This window comes from Metabacillus idriensis (assembly GCF_009674765.1).
Taxonomy (GTDB): domain Bacteria; phylum Bacillota; class Bacilli; order Bacillales; family Bacillaceae; genus Bacillus_P; species Bacillus_P idriensis.
The window spans coordinates 155,667-168,481 of the sequence record NZ_WKKF01000005.1 but is presented as its reverse complement, the minus strand read 5'-3'; the positions used below and the strand labels follow the sequence as shown (position 1 = coordinate 168,481).

Here is a 12,815-nt window from a genome sequence, read left to right as displayed (position 1 = left end):
ATGCGTTCAAATATTTAGACTAATAGCAACAAAGTTTACGAAAAGAGCTTAAGACAAAGATCAGCTTATATTTTACTGTCAGTGCTGAACAAGCGATGTCTCACTCTTAGTAGTATAACCCCGCAGATCTTTGCTAGACATCTGATTTGTATCCTTTTTGAATGAGGGAGCAGAATTCCTGCACATACTAAGAGCAGGAGGTGTACATATGACAGATGATTTTCAATCTAATTCTGCCGGAGAAAAAAGAGATGATCCTGATAAGCCAGGTGAATCGATTCCTTTTATAGGAAGAGTGGTGATTACAGGTTTTGCAGGCGGAGTGATTTGGAGTTTGCTCGGTTATTTAGCTTATGTCCTGAATCTAACAGAAATTAGCCCGAATTTATTGCTTCAGCCCTTTATTTTAGGAGAATGGAAAAATGGCGTCATAGGAAACTTTGTTTCAGTATTCTGCATTGGCATTCTTTCCGTCGGTACGGCGCTTTTGTATTATCTTGTTTTAAAGAGATTCTCATCCATGTTTGTTGGCCTTGCTTTTGGTCTCTCGCTATGGGCGCTCGTATTCTTCCTTTTAAATCCGATTTTTCCTAATTTAAAATCTGTCTTTGAACTTGAACGGCTGACTACCGTTACGACAATATGTCTTTATATTTTATATGGAGTATTTGTCGGCTATACCATTTCCTTTGAACATAACGAGCTCTTAAGTAAAAAAAATGCGAAGGCGTCACCTCAACATTAAGGAAAGTAATCGGCGATTATGGTAGAATGTTCATAAATTGAACATTCTATTTTTTTTAGATTATATAAGCAAGGAGTTTTTATGATGCGGCATTTCTTGATTATTAATGGTCCAAATCTCAATCGACTTGGTCTGCGGGAGCCTGATGTTTATGGCAGCAAAACGCTTACAGACTTAGAACGTGAATTAATGTTATTTGCAGAAAATCAAGCATTTCAAATCACCTGCTTTCAATCAAATCATGAAGGGGACTTGATTGATGCGATTCATGAGGCAGACGATCAGTATGATGGAATTGTGCTTAACCCCGGGGCTTTTACTCATTACAGCTATGCCATAAGAGATGCAATTGCAAGCGTTTCCCTGCCTGTCATCGAGGTTCATATATCTAATGTACATAGCCGTGAACCATTCAGGCATCAGTCTGTTACGGCCCCTGTAACTGCAGGGCAAATTATCGGCCTTGGTTTTGAGGGTTATCAATATGCTTTACTCGCATTACATAAAAAGATGGGGGAGAAATAAGATGAAGCTTGAGAAAATGAGAAACAGATTAAAAGAACTTGATGTGGACGGGATTCTTATTACGAGCAGCTACAACCGCCGTTATATGACAGGCTTTACAGGCTCTTCCGGTGTTGCGGTCATAACTGACTCGCATGCTGTATTTATTACAGATTTCAGATACACCGAGCAGGCAGCGAAACAAATTGAGGGTTTTGAGATTGTTCAGCATAAAGGACCGATTCTTGAAGAGGTGGCAGCCCAAGCCGCTAAGATGTCGATAAAACGTCTTGGTTTTGAGCAGGATGATCTATCCTTCGCTTCATACACTGCTTATAAGGATGAATTAAAAGAGATTGAGTTTGTTCCCGTCTCCGGTGCTGTAGAAAAGTTACGCTTGATTAAGTCTGCAGCAGAGATTAAGATATTAAAGGAAGCTGCGGAGATTGCAGATGCTGCATTTAAGCACATTTTGACAGTCATTCGTCCGGGTATGAAGGAAATTGAAGTCGCAAATGAGCTTGAATTTTTCATGAGAAAACAAGGCGCTGTTTCTTCTTCATTCGATATTATTGCTGCATCAGGATATCGCTCTGCGCTGCCGCACGGTGTAGCCAGTGAAAAAGAAATTGAAAAAGGCGATTTTTTAACACTTGATTTTGGTGCATACTACAAAGGATATTGTTCAGATATTACAAGAACGATTGCGGTGGGAGATCCAAGTGATGAGCTGAAGAAGATTTATTCCATTGTACTCGAAGCACAGCTGCGGGGAATGAATGGGATAAAAGCCGGAATGACGGGAAAAGAAGCAGATGCTCTAACAAGAGACTATATTTCCGAAAACGGCTACGGTGAATATTTCGGCCATTCAACTGGTCATGGTCTCGGCATGGAAGTTCATGAGGGGCCGTCACTGTCTGTCAAATCTGAAACGGTTCTTGAACCGGGCATGATCGTAACTGTCGAGCCTGGCATCTATATACCAAAGCTTGGCGGGGTCCGCATCGAGGATGATACAGTCGTTAAAGAGGACGGTAATGAGTCGCTAACACACTCCCCAAAAGAGCTTATTATTTTATAATAAAAGCTTCCAGAACGTTAATAAAGCAGCATTTACATAGGAGGAACATAAATGATTTCAGTTAATGATTTTCGTACAGGCTTAACAATTGAAGTAGATAATGGCATTTGGCGCGTAATGGATTTCCAGCACGTAAAGCCAGGTAAAGGAGCAGCATTTGTACGCTCTAAACTTCGCAACCTGCGTACAGGAGCTGTTCAGGAAAAAACATTCCGCGCTGGTGAAAAAGTTGCGAAAGCTCAAATTGAGAACCGCAAAATGCAATATCTTTATGCAAATGGAGATCAGCATGTATTCATGGATAATGAATCATACGATCAAGTGGAACTTCCGGAAGCATCTATTGAATACGAATTGAAGTTCTTAAAAGAAAACATGGAAGTGTCCATCATGATGTTCGGAAGCGAAACGCTTGGAGTTGAACTTCCAAACACAGTTGAACTCGAAGTTATTGAGACGGAGCCTGGCATCAAAGGCGATACTGCTTCAGGCGGAACGAAGCCTGCAAAAGTGCAGACTGGCCTGGTTGTAAACGTTCCTTTCTTTGTAAATGAAGGAGACGTTCTTATTATTAATACTACTGACAGCTCATACGTTTCAAGAGCTTAGTCATCAAAAACTCCATCTTTTCAGATGGAGTTTTTTGTATCCTCTAATAGTGGCTGCGTCTGGAAGACTTTTCCCTTATCCTCTTTCTTTTTACCCGCTCTGAAAAGAAGTGCTGCCGGTATGAAAATATAAATCATCATTCCAATGAACCATTGTAAATAGTTATATAATTCATAAGCTTCCACTCCAAATCCCATGACACATCCCCCTTTCTACCTATTATTATTAAATCTGAAAATTCTGTCAAGAATTCTTTTTGTCTATTTATCCTTTATTCTTCATAGGTTTTAGTAATAACCACGGAGGAGGACAAGATGAAACACTACCTTGCTAATTTAGATCCGGCAGTAAGATCAATGGCTCTATTAAGATTATTATCTGCAAGCATTGAAATGACGGCAGCTATATTAATGCTCGTCTTCAACGATGTGCGCAAAGCTGTATTAATTAATTCCATGCTTGCCATTGTTGGCCCGATTATTTTTATTTTAACCATGACAATAGGAATCTTTCAGATTGCAGAGCAGCTTTCATATGCAAAACTGATTTTTATCGCAATCGGGGTGTCTTTTATATTAATTGGAGTCTATAAGTAACATAAGAAGTCATATTGTGTCCAAGCCTGCATAAACATTAGAGTATCAAGAGACTATGCAAGGAGGAAGCCAGTTGAACGAGATTACAGAGATGCTTCCTGAAACTATAAGAAAACACGTGCTGAACCTGCCGCGGGAAGCGCTTGAAAAAATTGAAGAGATCCGAATCAGGATTTTGAAAAGAGTAGAAATTGTAATAGCAGGAGAACCATTTTTTCTGCCTTGCGAGGCTACTTATCAAGACGGAATATCTCTTTTAAATGAGCTGAGCCAATACTCCATCTATACGCTTGAAGAGGAGCTGAAGCGAGGTTTTATTACGATACAGGGCGGCCACCGCGTGGGACTGTCAGGCCGTGTTATTACAGAAAACGGCGCTGTGAAAGCAATTCGAAATGTAACATCCTTTAATATTCGTGTGGCAAAACAGAAAAAAGGCATTGCTGAACCTTTTATTTCCAGCATCTATCATAAAGCCTGGATGAATACAATGATTATTGGTCCCCCTCAAACAGGAAAAACAACTCTTCTTCGTGATTTTGCAAGAGTAATGAGTACAGGAACAGGCAGTATTCCTTCCGTAAAAGTAGGAATTGTGGATGAGCGGTCAGAAATTGCAGGCTGCATCAATGGAATTCCCCAGCATGAATTCGGGGAAAGAGTGGACGTGCTTGATGCTTGTCCGAAAGCAGAGGGAATGATGATGATGATCAGGTCGATGAGTCCGGATGTTCTGGTTGTGGATGAAGCAGGCAGGATGGAAGATACAGAAGCTATCTTAGAGGCCGTTCATGCCGGAGTAGGGCTTTTCATTTCTGTGCACGGCTATTCACTTGACGACCTCATTTCACGCCCGACAATAAAGCCTTTGGCAGAGCATGGCATTTTTAAACGGTATATTGAACTCTCAAGAACGAATGGGCCTGGGACAGTTCAAAGAATATTGGATGCTGATAGACGGCTGATACGGAATGAAGTGAGTATACCGTCATGATAAAAATACTTGGAGCTGTATTTATTTTGCTAGCGACTACATGGACAGGGTTTGAAGTGGCGAAGCATATAAGTGAGCGTCCTCGCCAGCTGAGGCAGCTAAAGGTTGCTCTCCAGGCTCTTGAGGCAGAAATTATGTATGCGCACACACCTCTCAAAGAAGCAGCAGCCACTTTGTCAAAACAGATGCCAAAGCCGCTCTCATGGTTTTTTGAAGAGTTTTCAAAACGACTGTCCGCAGGGCATACAAGTGTGAAGGCAGCCTGGGAAAATAGCCTGCAGGAAGTTTGGCGGATGACGGCATTTAAGCAGGGAGAATATGAAATTTTAAAGCAATTTGGAGAGACGCTCGGACAGCACGACATAGTGTCGCAGCAAAAACATATTCGCCTGACCTTAACCCATCTTGAACGAGAAGAAGCGGATGCTCTTGATAAACAAAGCCGCTATGAAACAATGCTGAAAAGCTTAGGTTTTTTATCTGGATTATTGCTCGTTATTTTATTGATGTAGCAGTCAGGAGGATTACATGTAATGGGAGTAGATGTGAATATCATTTTTCAGATAGCGGGAATTGGAATTGTTGTGGCATTTCTTCATACGATACTTGATCAAATGGGAAAGAAAGAATATGCACAATGGGTTACATTGCTTGGATTTATCTACATTCTGTTCATGGTTGCTTCCATAGTTGAGGATCTGTTCCAAAAAATAAAATCAGTCTTCCTCTTTCAGGGATAGGGGGGCTCTGCGATTGAAATTATCCAGATTGTCGGACTTGGCTTAGTGGCCACTTTTCTAGCATTAATCGTAAAAGAACAAAAGCCGACATATGCTTTTATGCTTGTAGTCTTTGTCGGCTGTGTCATTTTTCTATTTCTGGTCGATCAGGTTTCACAGATTATCACGATGATTGAAAAAATAGCATTGAATGCAAATATTAATATGATGTATGTAGAAACCATTTTAAAAATAATCGGAATCGCCTATATTGCAGAGTTTGGAGCTCAGATTACAAAAGATGCCGGACAGGGCGCCATTGCCTCAAAAATTGAGCTTGGCGGAAAAATTTTGATTCTGGCCATGGCAGTGCCGATATTAACTGTCATTATAGAAACCATTATCGGATTAATACCGGCTTAATAGCGAGGCTTTAAGGGGTGAGTAAAATGAAAAAAGGAATCATCGCCATCTTCTTTCTTTTCTTTTTTTCTTTTCCAGTGATTGTACAAGCCTCTCCCCCTCCACCGCAGCAGGACTTAATTGATCAGCAAATAGACAAGCTCGGAATTCAGGAAATCAAAAAATTCTGGGATGACATTATGACAGAGTATGGAGGGTATCTTCCAGAGAGTCAAAAAGGAAGCTTGCTTCAATTTTTAAATGGAGAAAAGGAATTGTCCTTCCAGGAATGGTCAAAAGCGTTTTTGAAATATATTTTTCATGAAATCATTGCAAACGGCAAGTTGCTCGGAACTCTAATTCTGCTGACGATTTTCAGTATGCTTCTGCAGCTGCTTCAAGATGCATTCAGCCAAAGTACGGTAAGCAAAGTAGCATATGCGCTTGTCTATATGGTGCTGATGATTATCGCTCTTAATAGTTTTCACATAGCGATTGAATACACAGTTGAAGCCATACAGACGATGACAAGTTTTATCTTGGCGCTGATTCCCCTGCTGCTTGCGCTCATGGCGGCTTCTGGCGGCCTAATCTCAGCAGCGTTTTTCCATCCTGTCATCCTCTTCCTTATGAACACAAGCGGGGTATTGATTGAAAAAATCGTTCTGCCGCTGTTATTCCTCTCAGCTCTGTTAAGCATCGTAAGTACATTGACAGATCAATACAAAGTGACCCAGCTTGCACAGCTGCTGCGCAATATAAGTATTGGCCTTCTCGGAACGTTTTTAACCGTCTTTCTCGGTGTCATCTCTGTTCAGGGAGCATCTGCAGCCGTATCTGACGGTATGGCGATTCGAACAGCTAAATTTGTCACAGGCAACTTTATTCCGGTGCTTGGCAGAATGTTCACCGACGCAACGGATACAGTCATCAGTGCTTCAGTCCTTTTAAAGAATACAGTCGGGATTATCGGCGTCGCGATCCTGCTTTTTATCGCAGCGTTTCCTGCGATAAAGGTTTTGACACTTGCCTTTATCTATAAATTTACGGCTGCCCTGCTGCAGCCGCTCGGCGGAGGACCGATTATCAAGTGCCTCGATATCATCAGTAAAAGCGTGATTTATATTTTTGCCGCACTTGCCATTGTTTCTTTGATGTTTTTCTTAAGTATTACGGTCATTATTGCTGCTGGAAACATTACCATGATGGTTCGTTAGGAGGATGAGGCATGTCTTTTTTAACAGAATGGATAGCGAATATCATTCTATTTATTATGCTTGCTGTCATCCTTGATTTGCTGCTGCCGAATTCAGCCATGCAAAAGTACGCAAAAATGGTCATCAGTCTTCTGCTTATCGTCATCATTCTCTCGCCGGTCTTCAAATTATTATCAGCTGACATCAATACGCTTGTATCAGATGTTCAAATGGAATCTCCAACAAAGGAAGAAGAGATAAAAAAAATGATTGATTTGCAAAAAAAAGAAATACAAGCTTCCAACGATGCATATATTTTAAAAAACATGGCTGTCCAATTAAAATCACAGGCAAAAGAGGAGCTGGTGCAAAGCTATGATGTATCGATTAAACATATCTCTCTAACTGTAGATGAACCATTTGAAGAAATTCAAAAAAGTCTGCAGGGCATAGAGGTGATACTTGAAGCAGAGGAAGCAGAATCCGAAGCGGTTGAAACCATTCAGCCAGTTCTACTTGGTGCAGCGGAAACAGAAGAGACTGAAAAAGAAAATCAAATCAGGCAGGCATCAGAGATTAAATCGTACCTGGCAAGTATCTGGGAAGTTGACCCTGATAAGATTTCCTTGAAAATGGAAGGAGGGGAGGGCAGCACAGATGAGTAATCCAAAGAATTTGTTGGAGAAGCTAAAAAGCATGATAAACATTGAAAACGGCAAAAAACCATCTAAGTATCACTATGTACTAATCGTTTTGGCAATCGGAATTGGTTTTATGCTGATCAGCAACCTTTTCACGAATGAGGCAAGTTTGCCGAAGGTGTCGCAAGTCTCCGGTCTGACATCAACAGCTTCAGGTGATGCCGATGTCTTTAAACCCTCTGAAGAAAGCGGGGGTTCAGGGTCTATCGATAAATACGAGCAAGAATATGAGAATCAATTAAAAGAAGCGCTCGATTCAATGATTGGCATTGAGAATGCAATGGTTGTCGTCAATGTAGATGCCACATCAGAGCAAATTCTTGAAAAAAACAGCGTGTCACAAAGCCAGACGACAGAAGAGACTGATCCTCAGGGAGGGAAGAGGACGGTCGAAGATGGATCAACAGAAGAATCCGTTGTCATTATCCGAAAGGGAGAGCAGGAAACTCCAATCATCCTTCAGACCAAGAAACCGGAAATAAGGGGAGTGCTTGTTGTAGCTGCGGGTGCTGATAACATTCAAATAAAAAAATCAATTGTTGAAGCTGTAACGAGAGTGCTTGGGGTACCGAGCCACCGCGTTGCAGTTGCAGCTAAAAAAGGGAAATAAAGGAGGATTCACGAATGATGCTGAAAAAACAAACGGTTTGGTTATTAACGATGTTAAGTTTGGTTGTAGTCCTGTCAGTCTACTATATTACAACTCCCGAAGAAGTGAAAAACGATGTGGCATTAACTGGAGCAGAGGCTGAAAAAGGTGACAAAGCAGAAGCCGTGAAAGAGACAGAAAAGGAAAATGATAAAGGGGAAGTTACGATCGAGGAGGCTGAGGATGGAACAGTTGTATCGGTTTCAAACGATGAGCTGTTTGCTACCATGCGTCTGCAGCTTGAAGATACAAGAAGTGCTAGGAAAGAAAGCTTAGAGGATATCGTGGCAAGCAAAGATGTATCAGCCGCTGAAAAAAGTGCAGCCAGAGATGAAATGAATGCGATTGATGAAGCGGTGGCCAATGAGGAAATTCTTGAAACGTTCATTAAATCCAATGGCTATGACGATGCTCTCGTCCGCATCGAAGGAGAGAAAGTGAAAGTAACGGTGAAAGCAAAAGAGAGCTCAGCATCTGAAGCAAACAAAATCATTCAGCTTGTCAGCAGTGAGATGAAAGGCATGAAAGATGTAGCGGTTACATTGGAGCCTTCTAATCAATAAACAGCAACTTCCCTGTGTGTCTGCCACACGGGGATTTTCTATTTAATTGGTGTAAACGTTTCATATTTTTTTGATTTACCTTATAATTTAAAGTAGTCTTACATATTAAGATCCTCTTCTTCAGGAAAGAATTAATATTGAATTTAATGCATGACCTGTCGTAAGATGTATAATAGGACTAAGTTTTAGTACTAGATTATAAAACAAATAAGATGGTCAAGAAATCATCAAGAATTTGAATAGGGGTGCCAGCAGATGTTGAAGATACAAGAAATCAGAGAACTGATCAAACTCATTGACCAGTCTTCTATTGATGAATTTACTTATGAACATGAAGGTTCAAAAATTAAATTGAAAAAACGTTTGGATGAATTAGAGAAAGCTGCAAATCGCGTTACTTCAGTAGCAGCAGTCGAACAGAGCCAAAGCCCTGCTCCACAGGCTGTGGCAGCAATGCAGGAAGTAAAAGAACAGCCTAAGAAAGAAGCAGAAGCTCCTGTTCAGGAGGAATCATTACATAAAATCACGTCTCCTATGGTTGGAACGTTTTATGCTGCATCTTCTCCGGACACAGACGACTATGTAAAAGTAGGATCAAAAGTGACATCTGATTCAGTTGTCTGTATCGTTGAAGCCATGAAATTGTTTAATGAAATAGAAGCAGAAGTAAAAGGGGAAATTGTTGAGATTCTAGCTGAAAATGGTCAGCTTGTTGAATACGGTCAGCCATTATTCCTTGTCAGACCAGAGTAAGGAGAGAAACTATGATTAAGAAATTGCTTATAGCAAACAGAGGAGAAATTGCGGTTCGGATTATTCGGGCGTGCAAAGAACTTGGAATAGAGACGGTAGCAGTCTTCTCAGAAGCAGACAGGGACTCATTGCATGTTCAGCTGGCTGATGAAGCGTATTGTGTCGGTCCGACAGCTTCAAAAGACAGCTATTTGAATTTCACGAACATTATTAGTGTTGCGAAATTAACCGGCAGTGAAGCCATACATCCCGGCTACGGTTTTTTAGCTGAAAATGCTGACTTTGCAGAGCTTTGCCAGGAATGCAACATCATCTTTGTGGGACCAAGCGCTGATGCCATTTCTAAAATGGGAACAAAGGATGTTGCAAGGGAAACGATGAGAAAAGCGGGAGTGCCGATTGTTCCGGGTTCACAGGGAATTATTAAAGATTCAGGCGACGCTGTCTCGCTTGCAAATGATATCGGGTATCCTGTTATAATTAAAGCAACAGCAGGCGGAGGCGGAAAAGGGATCCGGGTCGCTAAAACAGAACAAGAGCTGATTAAAGGCATTCAAATTACTCAGCAGGAAGCAGCAACTGCTTTTGGAAATCCCGGAGTCTATATTGAAAAGTACATTGAGGATTTCAGGCATGTAGAAATTCAAGTTATGGCTGATTCCCTGGGCAATGTCATTCACCTGGGTGAAAGAGATTGTTCAATTCAGCGCCGTCTTCAAAAATTACTTGAAGAAACACCTTCTCCGGCATTATCAGCGGAAATGCGCGAGACGATGGGAAGAGCAGCTGTTAAAGCAGCAGAAGCAGTAAACTATACGGGAGCAGGTACAGTAGAATTTATTTTTGATTATCTTGAAAATAAATTTTATTTCATGGAAATGAATACACGTATTCAAGTTGAGCATCCCGTGACTGAAATGGTAACAGGCATTGATTTGATTAAAGAACAAATTAAAGTAGCCTCAGGGTCTGCCCTGTCCGTTAAGCAGGAAGATGTTGTTTTCAATGGCTGGGCCATCGAATGCCGGATCAACGCAGAGAATCCAGAGAAGAATTTTATGCCGTCACCTGGAAAAATAGAGATGTACTTGCCGCCCGGCGGACTGGGTGTTAGAGTAGATTCTGCAGTGTACCCGGGCTATACAATTCCGCCATACTATGACTCGATGATTGCTAAACTGATTACATACGGCGCTACGCGTGAAGAAGCAATTGCGAGAATGAAGCGTGCCCTGGGTGAATTTGTGATTGAAGGAATTCATACAACGATTCCTTTTCACCAAAAGCTGCTTGAGCATGAAACGTTTGTATCTGGGGAGTTTAATACGAAATTTTTAGAAATCCATAAAGTGATGGAAGCTTGAAAAATATATGGAGGTGCTGATTCTTGAAAGAAAACAAATTACTTGAAATGACTCATGAAGAAAATGGTCTTGGCAAGGTTGAAATTGCCCCTGAGGTCATTGAGGTTATTGCCGGTATTGCAGCTTCTGAAGTAGAAGGCGTTGCCCAAATGCGCGGCAACTTCGCATCTGGCGTAGTTGAGCGTTTAGGGAAAAAAAATCACGGCAAAGGTGTAAAAGTTGATCTTTCAGAAGACGGAATTACGATTGATGTATATTGTGTCATGATGTTCGGAGTTTCCATTCCTACGGTTGCTCAGCGCATTCAGGATAATACGCGCCAGGCTTTATACAACATGACAGCACTTGAAATCAATGAAATTAATATTCATGTAGTGGGCATTCAATTTGAAACAAAGTCACAGGAAATTGAAGTCGACCAGGAAATGTAAAGCCAGAGGAGATCTTCCTTTGGTTTTTTTTTACCTAAATAGATTGAACATTTGGTTAAATACGAATGTTAAGTTGTATGTGAAGTTTTTTATTCGTCATTTCGACAGAAAAGGTTTTTAACGATGTGCTTATGTCCATGAAATATGGTATTATCTTTTTATGACATTTCGACATTTTTGTACATAAAGGAGCAAGAACAAATGAAACGAAGATTAGCAAGAGAAAAAGCGCTGCAGGCACTCTTTCAAATAGATGTAAGTGATATTGATCCTAAAGAAGCGATGTCTCATGCGCTTGACGGGGAAGAACTTGACGAGTTTATGACTGCTCTTGTTCTTGGAACAATTGAGCATATGGCAGAGATTGATGAACAAATCAAACCTCATTTAGTGAAATGGAAACTTGAGAGACTTGCAAATGTAGATCGATCTGTACTGCGTCTCGCTGTATACGAAATGATGTATATTGAAGAAATTCCAGTCAATGTAACTCTTGATGAAGCAATTGAACTCGCAAAAACCTTTGGGGATGATCAATCACCGAAGTTTATTAATGGTGTCCTCTCAAACATTAAACAGACGATTGATAAATAACCAATCACAATACTCGGAGGAGGAACAAACAATGACAGCTTCAATAATCAGCGGAAAAGAATTAGCTCAGGAAAAACGCAAACAGCTTGCACAGGAAGTGAAAGAATTAAAACAGCAAGGTGTTGTGCCCGGACTTGTCGTAATTTTAGTAGGCGATCATCCAGCATCTATTTCTTATATTAAAGGAAAACAAAAAGCGTCAGAAGAAATCGGCGTGGCGTTCACGCTTGAACATTTTCCTGAATCAATGGAAGAAAAAGAACTTCTGGATGTGATTGAGAAATATAATCATGATGAAAGCTGCCATGGCATCCTTGTACAGCTTCCATTGCCAGATCATATTCAAGAAAAAGCAGTCATTGAAAAAATTTCTCCTTTAAAAGATGTAGATGGATTTCATCCTCTTAATATCGGGCAAATGATGATCGGCGAAGATACATTCTTGCCGTGCACACCTGCTGGAATTGTGGAAATGATAAAATCTGCAAATATTGAAATTGCGGGTAAACATGTTGTAGTAGTAGGACGAAGCAATATCGTAGGCAAACCGGTCGGCATCTTGCTTCTGAATGAGCATGCTACCGTTACGTATTGTCATTCAAGAACGCCGGATTTAAAAGAAGTAACAAAGCAAGCCGATATTTTAGTTGTAGCTGTCGGCAGAGCTAATTTCATTACAGGCGAGCACATAAAAGAAAATGCTGTTGTAATCGATGTTGGTGTCAACAGGCTTGAGACAGGGAAGCTGTGCGGCGATGTCGTTTTTGAAGATGCAAAGCAAATAGCAAGCCACATCACTCCTGTTCCGGGCGGGGTAGGTCCGATGACGATTACTATGCTTGCTCACAATGTAGTAAAATCAGCAAGAAATTCCGCTGAAAGACTGCAGGTAAGTAAAGAGCTTTAAAGGA

Annotated in this window: 19 protein-coding genes; 18 read left to right on the top strand and 1 reads right to left on the bottom strand. The window is 40.9% G+C overall.

Features of this window, described 5'->3' with window-relative positions; translation table 11 throughout:
• Window positions 1-208: 208 nt before the first annotated feature.
• From GJU41_RS16920 to efp, 4 genes are all read left to right on the top strand, one after another.
• Window positions 209-745 carry a YqhR family membrane protein gene (locus GJU41_RS16920; protein WP_070876646.1) on the top strand — a complete coding sequence of 179 codons (537 nt, stop codon included), beginning with the start codon at window positions 209-211 and terminating at the stop codon, window positions 743-745.
• An 84-nt stretch (window positions 746-829) separates the two neighbouring features.
• Window positions 830-1,270 carry a type II 3-dehydroquinate dehydratase gene (gene aroQ / locus GJU41_RS16915; RefSeq protein WP_070876647.1) on the top strand — a complete coding sequence of 147 codons (441 nt, stop codon included), beginning with the start codon at window positions 830-832 and terminating at the stop codon, window positions 1,268-1,270.
• Window position 1,271: 1 nt separating this feature from the next.
• Window positions 1,272-2,333, top strand: a complete 1,062-nt coding sequence (locus GJU41_RS16910; protein WP_070876648.1) for a M24 family metallopeptidase — start codon at window positions 1,272-1,274, stop codon at window positions 2,331-2,333.
• Between the two features lie 51 nt (window positions 2,334-2,384).
• Window positions 2,385-2,942: an elongation factor P gene (efp, locus tag GJU41_RS16905; RefSeq protein ID WP_070876649.1), complete on the top strand. Its 558-nt coding sequence runs from the start codon at window positions 2,385-2,387 to the stop codon at window positions 2,940-2,942.
• Between the two features lie 20 nt (window positions 2,943-2,962).
• Here the strand turns inward: efp and GJU41_RS16900 are convergent, their stop codons facing one another.
• Complete coding sequence (locus tag GJU41_RS16900; protein ID WP_154319145.1) at window positions 2,963-3,139, bottom strand: hypothetical protein; 177 nt, start codon at window positions 3,137-3,139, stop codon at window positions 2,963-2,965.
• Between the two features lie 117 nt (window positions 3,140-3,256).
• Between GJU41_RS16900 and GJU41_RS16895 the strand changes: the two genes are divergently transcribed.
• The 14 genes from GJU41_RS16895 (at window position 3,257) to folD (ending at window position 12,811) form a co-directional block, all read left to right on the top strand.
• The gene (locus GJU41_RS16895) at window positions 3,257-3,538 is read left to right on the top strand and encodes a YqhV family protein (protein WP_070876650.1); all 282 of its coding nucleotides are present in this window, start codon (window positions 3,257-3,259) and stop codon (window positions 3,536-3,538) included.
• 73 nt (window positions 3,539-3,611) lie between these two features.
• Entirely contained in the window at window positions 3,612-4,532 is a 921-nt protein-coding gene (spoIIIAA, locus tag GJU41_RS16890) for a stage III sporulation protein AA (protein WP_070876651.1), read from the top strand.
• Window positions 4,529-5,044, top strand: coding sequence for a stage III sporulation protein SpoIIIAB (spoIIIAB, locus tag GJU41_RS16885; protein ID WP_070876652.1), 516 nt, complete (start codon window positions 4,529-4,531; stop codon window positions 5,042-5,044). Before spoIIIAA ends, spoIIIAB begins: the two co-directional genes overlap by 4 nt.
• A gap of 21 nt (window positions 5,045-5,065) precedes the next feature.
• Complete coding sequence (gene spoIIIAC / locus GJU41_RS16880) at window positions 5,066-5,272, top strand: stage III sporulation protein AC (RefSeq protein ID WP_029279768.1); 207 nt, start codon at window positions 5,066-5,068, stop codon at window positions 5,270-5,272.
• A 12-nt stretch (window positions 5,273-5,284) separates the two neighbouring features.
• The gene (gene spoIIIAD, locus GJU41_RS16875; RefSeq protein WP_175443507.1) at window positions 5,285-5,674 is read left to right on the top strand and encodes a stage III sporulation protein AD; all 390 of its coding nucleotides are present in this window, start codon (window positions 5,285-5,287) and stop codon (window positions 5,672-5,674) included.
• Between the two features lie 26 nt (window positions 5,675-5,700).
• Window positions 5,701-6,870 (top strand): stage III sporulation protein AE, encoded by a 1,170-nt coding sequence (gene spoIIIAE, locus GJU41_RS16870; protein ID WP_070876654.1) that lies wholly within the window; start codon window positions 5,701-5,703, stop codon window positions 6,868-6,870.
• Window positions 6,871-6,881: 11 nt separating this feature from the next.
• Window positions 6,882-7,514 carry a stage III sporulation protein AF gene (gene spoIIIAF / locus GJU41_RS16865; protein ID WP_070876655.1) on the top strand — a complete coding sequence of 211 codons (633 nt, stop codon included), beginning with the start codon at window positions 6,882-6,884 and terminating at the stop codon, window positions 7,512-7,514.
• Entirely contained in the window at window positions 7,507-8,160 is a 654-nt protein-coding gene (spoIIIAG, locus tag GJU41_RS16860) for a stage III sporulation protein AG (protein ID WP_070876656.1), read from the top strand. The genes spoIIIAF and spoIIIAG overlap by 8 nt, the downstream gene beginning before the upstream one ends.
• 17 nt (window positions 8,161-8,177) lie before the next feature.
• The gene (locus GJU41_RS16855) at window positions 8,178-8,762 is read left to right on the top strand and encodes a SpoIIIAH-like family protein (protein ID WP_070876740.1); all 585 of its coding nucleotides are present in this window, start codon (window positions 8,178-8,180) and stop codon (window positions 8,760-8,762) included.
• Between the two features lie 255 nt (window positions 8,763-9,017).
• Window positions 9,018-9,515, top strand: a complete 498-nt coding sequence (accB, locus tag GJU41_RS16850; protein WP_070876657.1) for an acetyl-CoA carboxylase biotin carboxyl carrier protein — start codon at window positions 9,018-9,020, stop codon at window positions 9,513-9,515.
• Between the two features lie 11 nt (window positions 9,516-9,526).
• Complete coding sequence (accC, locus tag GJU41_RS16845; protein ID WP_070876658.1) at window positions 9,527-10,879, top strand: acetyl-CoA carboxylase biotin carboxylase subunit; 1,353 nt, start codon at window positions 9,527-9,529, stop codon at window positions 10,877-10,879.
• A 23-nt stretch (window positions 10,880-10,902) separates the two neighbouring features.
• Complete coding sequence (locus GJU41_RS16840) at window positions 10,903-11,310, top strand: Asp23/Gls24 family envelope stress response protein (protein ID WP_070876659.1); 408 nt, start codon at window positions 10,903-10,905, stop codon at window positions 11,308-11,310.
• 201 nt (window positions 11,311-11,511) lie between these two features.
• Window positions 11,512-11,904, top strand: a complete 393-nt coding sequence (gene nusB / locus GJU41_RS16835; protein WP_070876660.1) for a transcription antitermination factor NusB — start codon at window positions 11,512-11,514, stop codon at window positions 11,902-11,904.
• Between the two features lie 31 nt (window positions 11,905-11,935).
• Window positions 11,936-12,811, top strand: a complete 876-nt coding sequence (gene folD, locus GJU41_RS16830; RefSeq protein WP_070876661.1) for a bifunctional methylenetetrahydrofolate dehydrogenase/methenyltetrahydrofolate cyclohydrolase FolD — start codon at window positions 11,936-11,938, stop codon at window positions 12,809-12,811.
• Window positions 12,812-12,815: the final 4 nt, after the last annotated feature.

Coding starts and splice junctions, on each gene's coding strand:
- GJU41_RS16900 (WP_154319145.1), bottom strand. CDS start 3,139: ATGGGATTTGGAGTGGAAGCTTATGAATTATATAACTATTTACAATGG.
- GJU41_RS16855 (WP_070876740.1), top strand. CDS start 8,178: ATGCTGAAAAAACAAACGGTTTGGTTATTAACGATGTTAAGTTTGGTT.
- GJU41_RS16920 (WP_070876646.1), top strand. CDS start 209: ATGACAGATGATTTTCAATCTAATTCTGCCGGAGAAAAAAGAGATGAT.
- GJU41_RS16910 (WP_070876648.1), top strand. CDS start 1,272: ATGAAGCTTGAGAAAATGAGAAACAGATTAAAAGAACTTGATGTGGAC.
- spoIIIAB (WP_070876652.1), top strand. CDS start 4,529: ATGATAAAAATACTTGGAGCTGTATTTATTTTGCTAGCGACTACATGG.
- spoIIIAF (WP_070876655.1), top strand. CDS start 6,882: ATGTCTTTTTTAACAGAATGGATAGCGAATATCATTCTATTTATTATG.
- nusB (WP_070876660.1), top strand. CDS start 11,512: ATGAAACGAAGATTAGCAAGAGAAAAAGCGCTGCAGGCACTCTTTCAA.
- accC (WP_070876658.1), top strand. CDS start 9,527: ATGATTAAGAAATTGCTTATAGCAAACAGAGGAGAAATTGCGGTTCGG.
- GJU41_RS16895 (WP_070876650.1), top strand. CDS start 3,257: ATGAAACACTACCTTGCTAATTTAGATCCGGCAGTAAGATCAATGGCT.
- spoIIIAE (WP_070876654.1), top strand. CDS start 5,701: ATGAAAAAAGGAATCATCGCCATCTTCTTTCTTTTCTTTTTTTCTTTT.
- accB (WP_070876657.1), top strand. CDS start 9,018: ATGTTGAAGATACAAGAAATCAGAGAACTGATCAAACTCATTGACCAG.
- efp (WP_070876649.1), top strand. CDS start 2,385: ATGATTTCAGTTAATGATTTTCGTACAGGCTTAACAATTGAAGTAGAT.
- spoIIIAG (WP_070876656.1), top strand. CDS start 7,507: ATGAGTAATCCAAAGAATTTGTTGGAGAAGCTAAAAAGCATGATAAAC.
- folD (WP_070876661.1), top strand. CDS start 11,936: ATGACAGCTTCAATAATCAGCGGAAAAGAATTAGCTCAGGAAAAACGC.
- spoIIIAC (WP_029279768.1), top strand. CDS start 5,066: ATGGGAGTAGATGTGAATATCATTTTTCAGATAGCGGGAATTGGAATT.
- aroQ (WP_070876647.1), top strand. CDS start 830: ATGCGGCATTTCTTGATTATTAATGGTCCAAATCTCAATCGACTTGGT.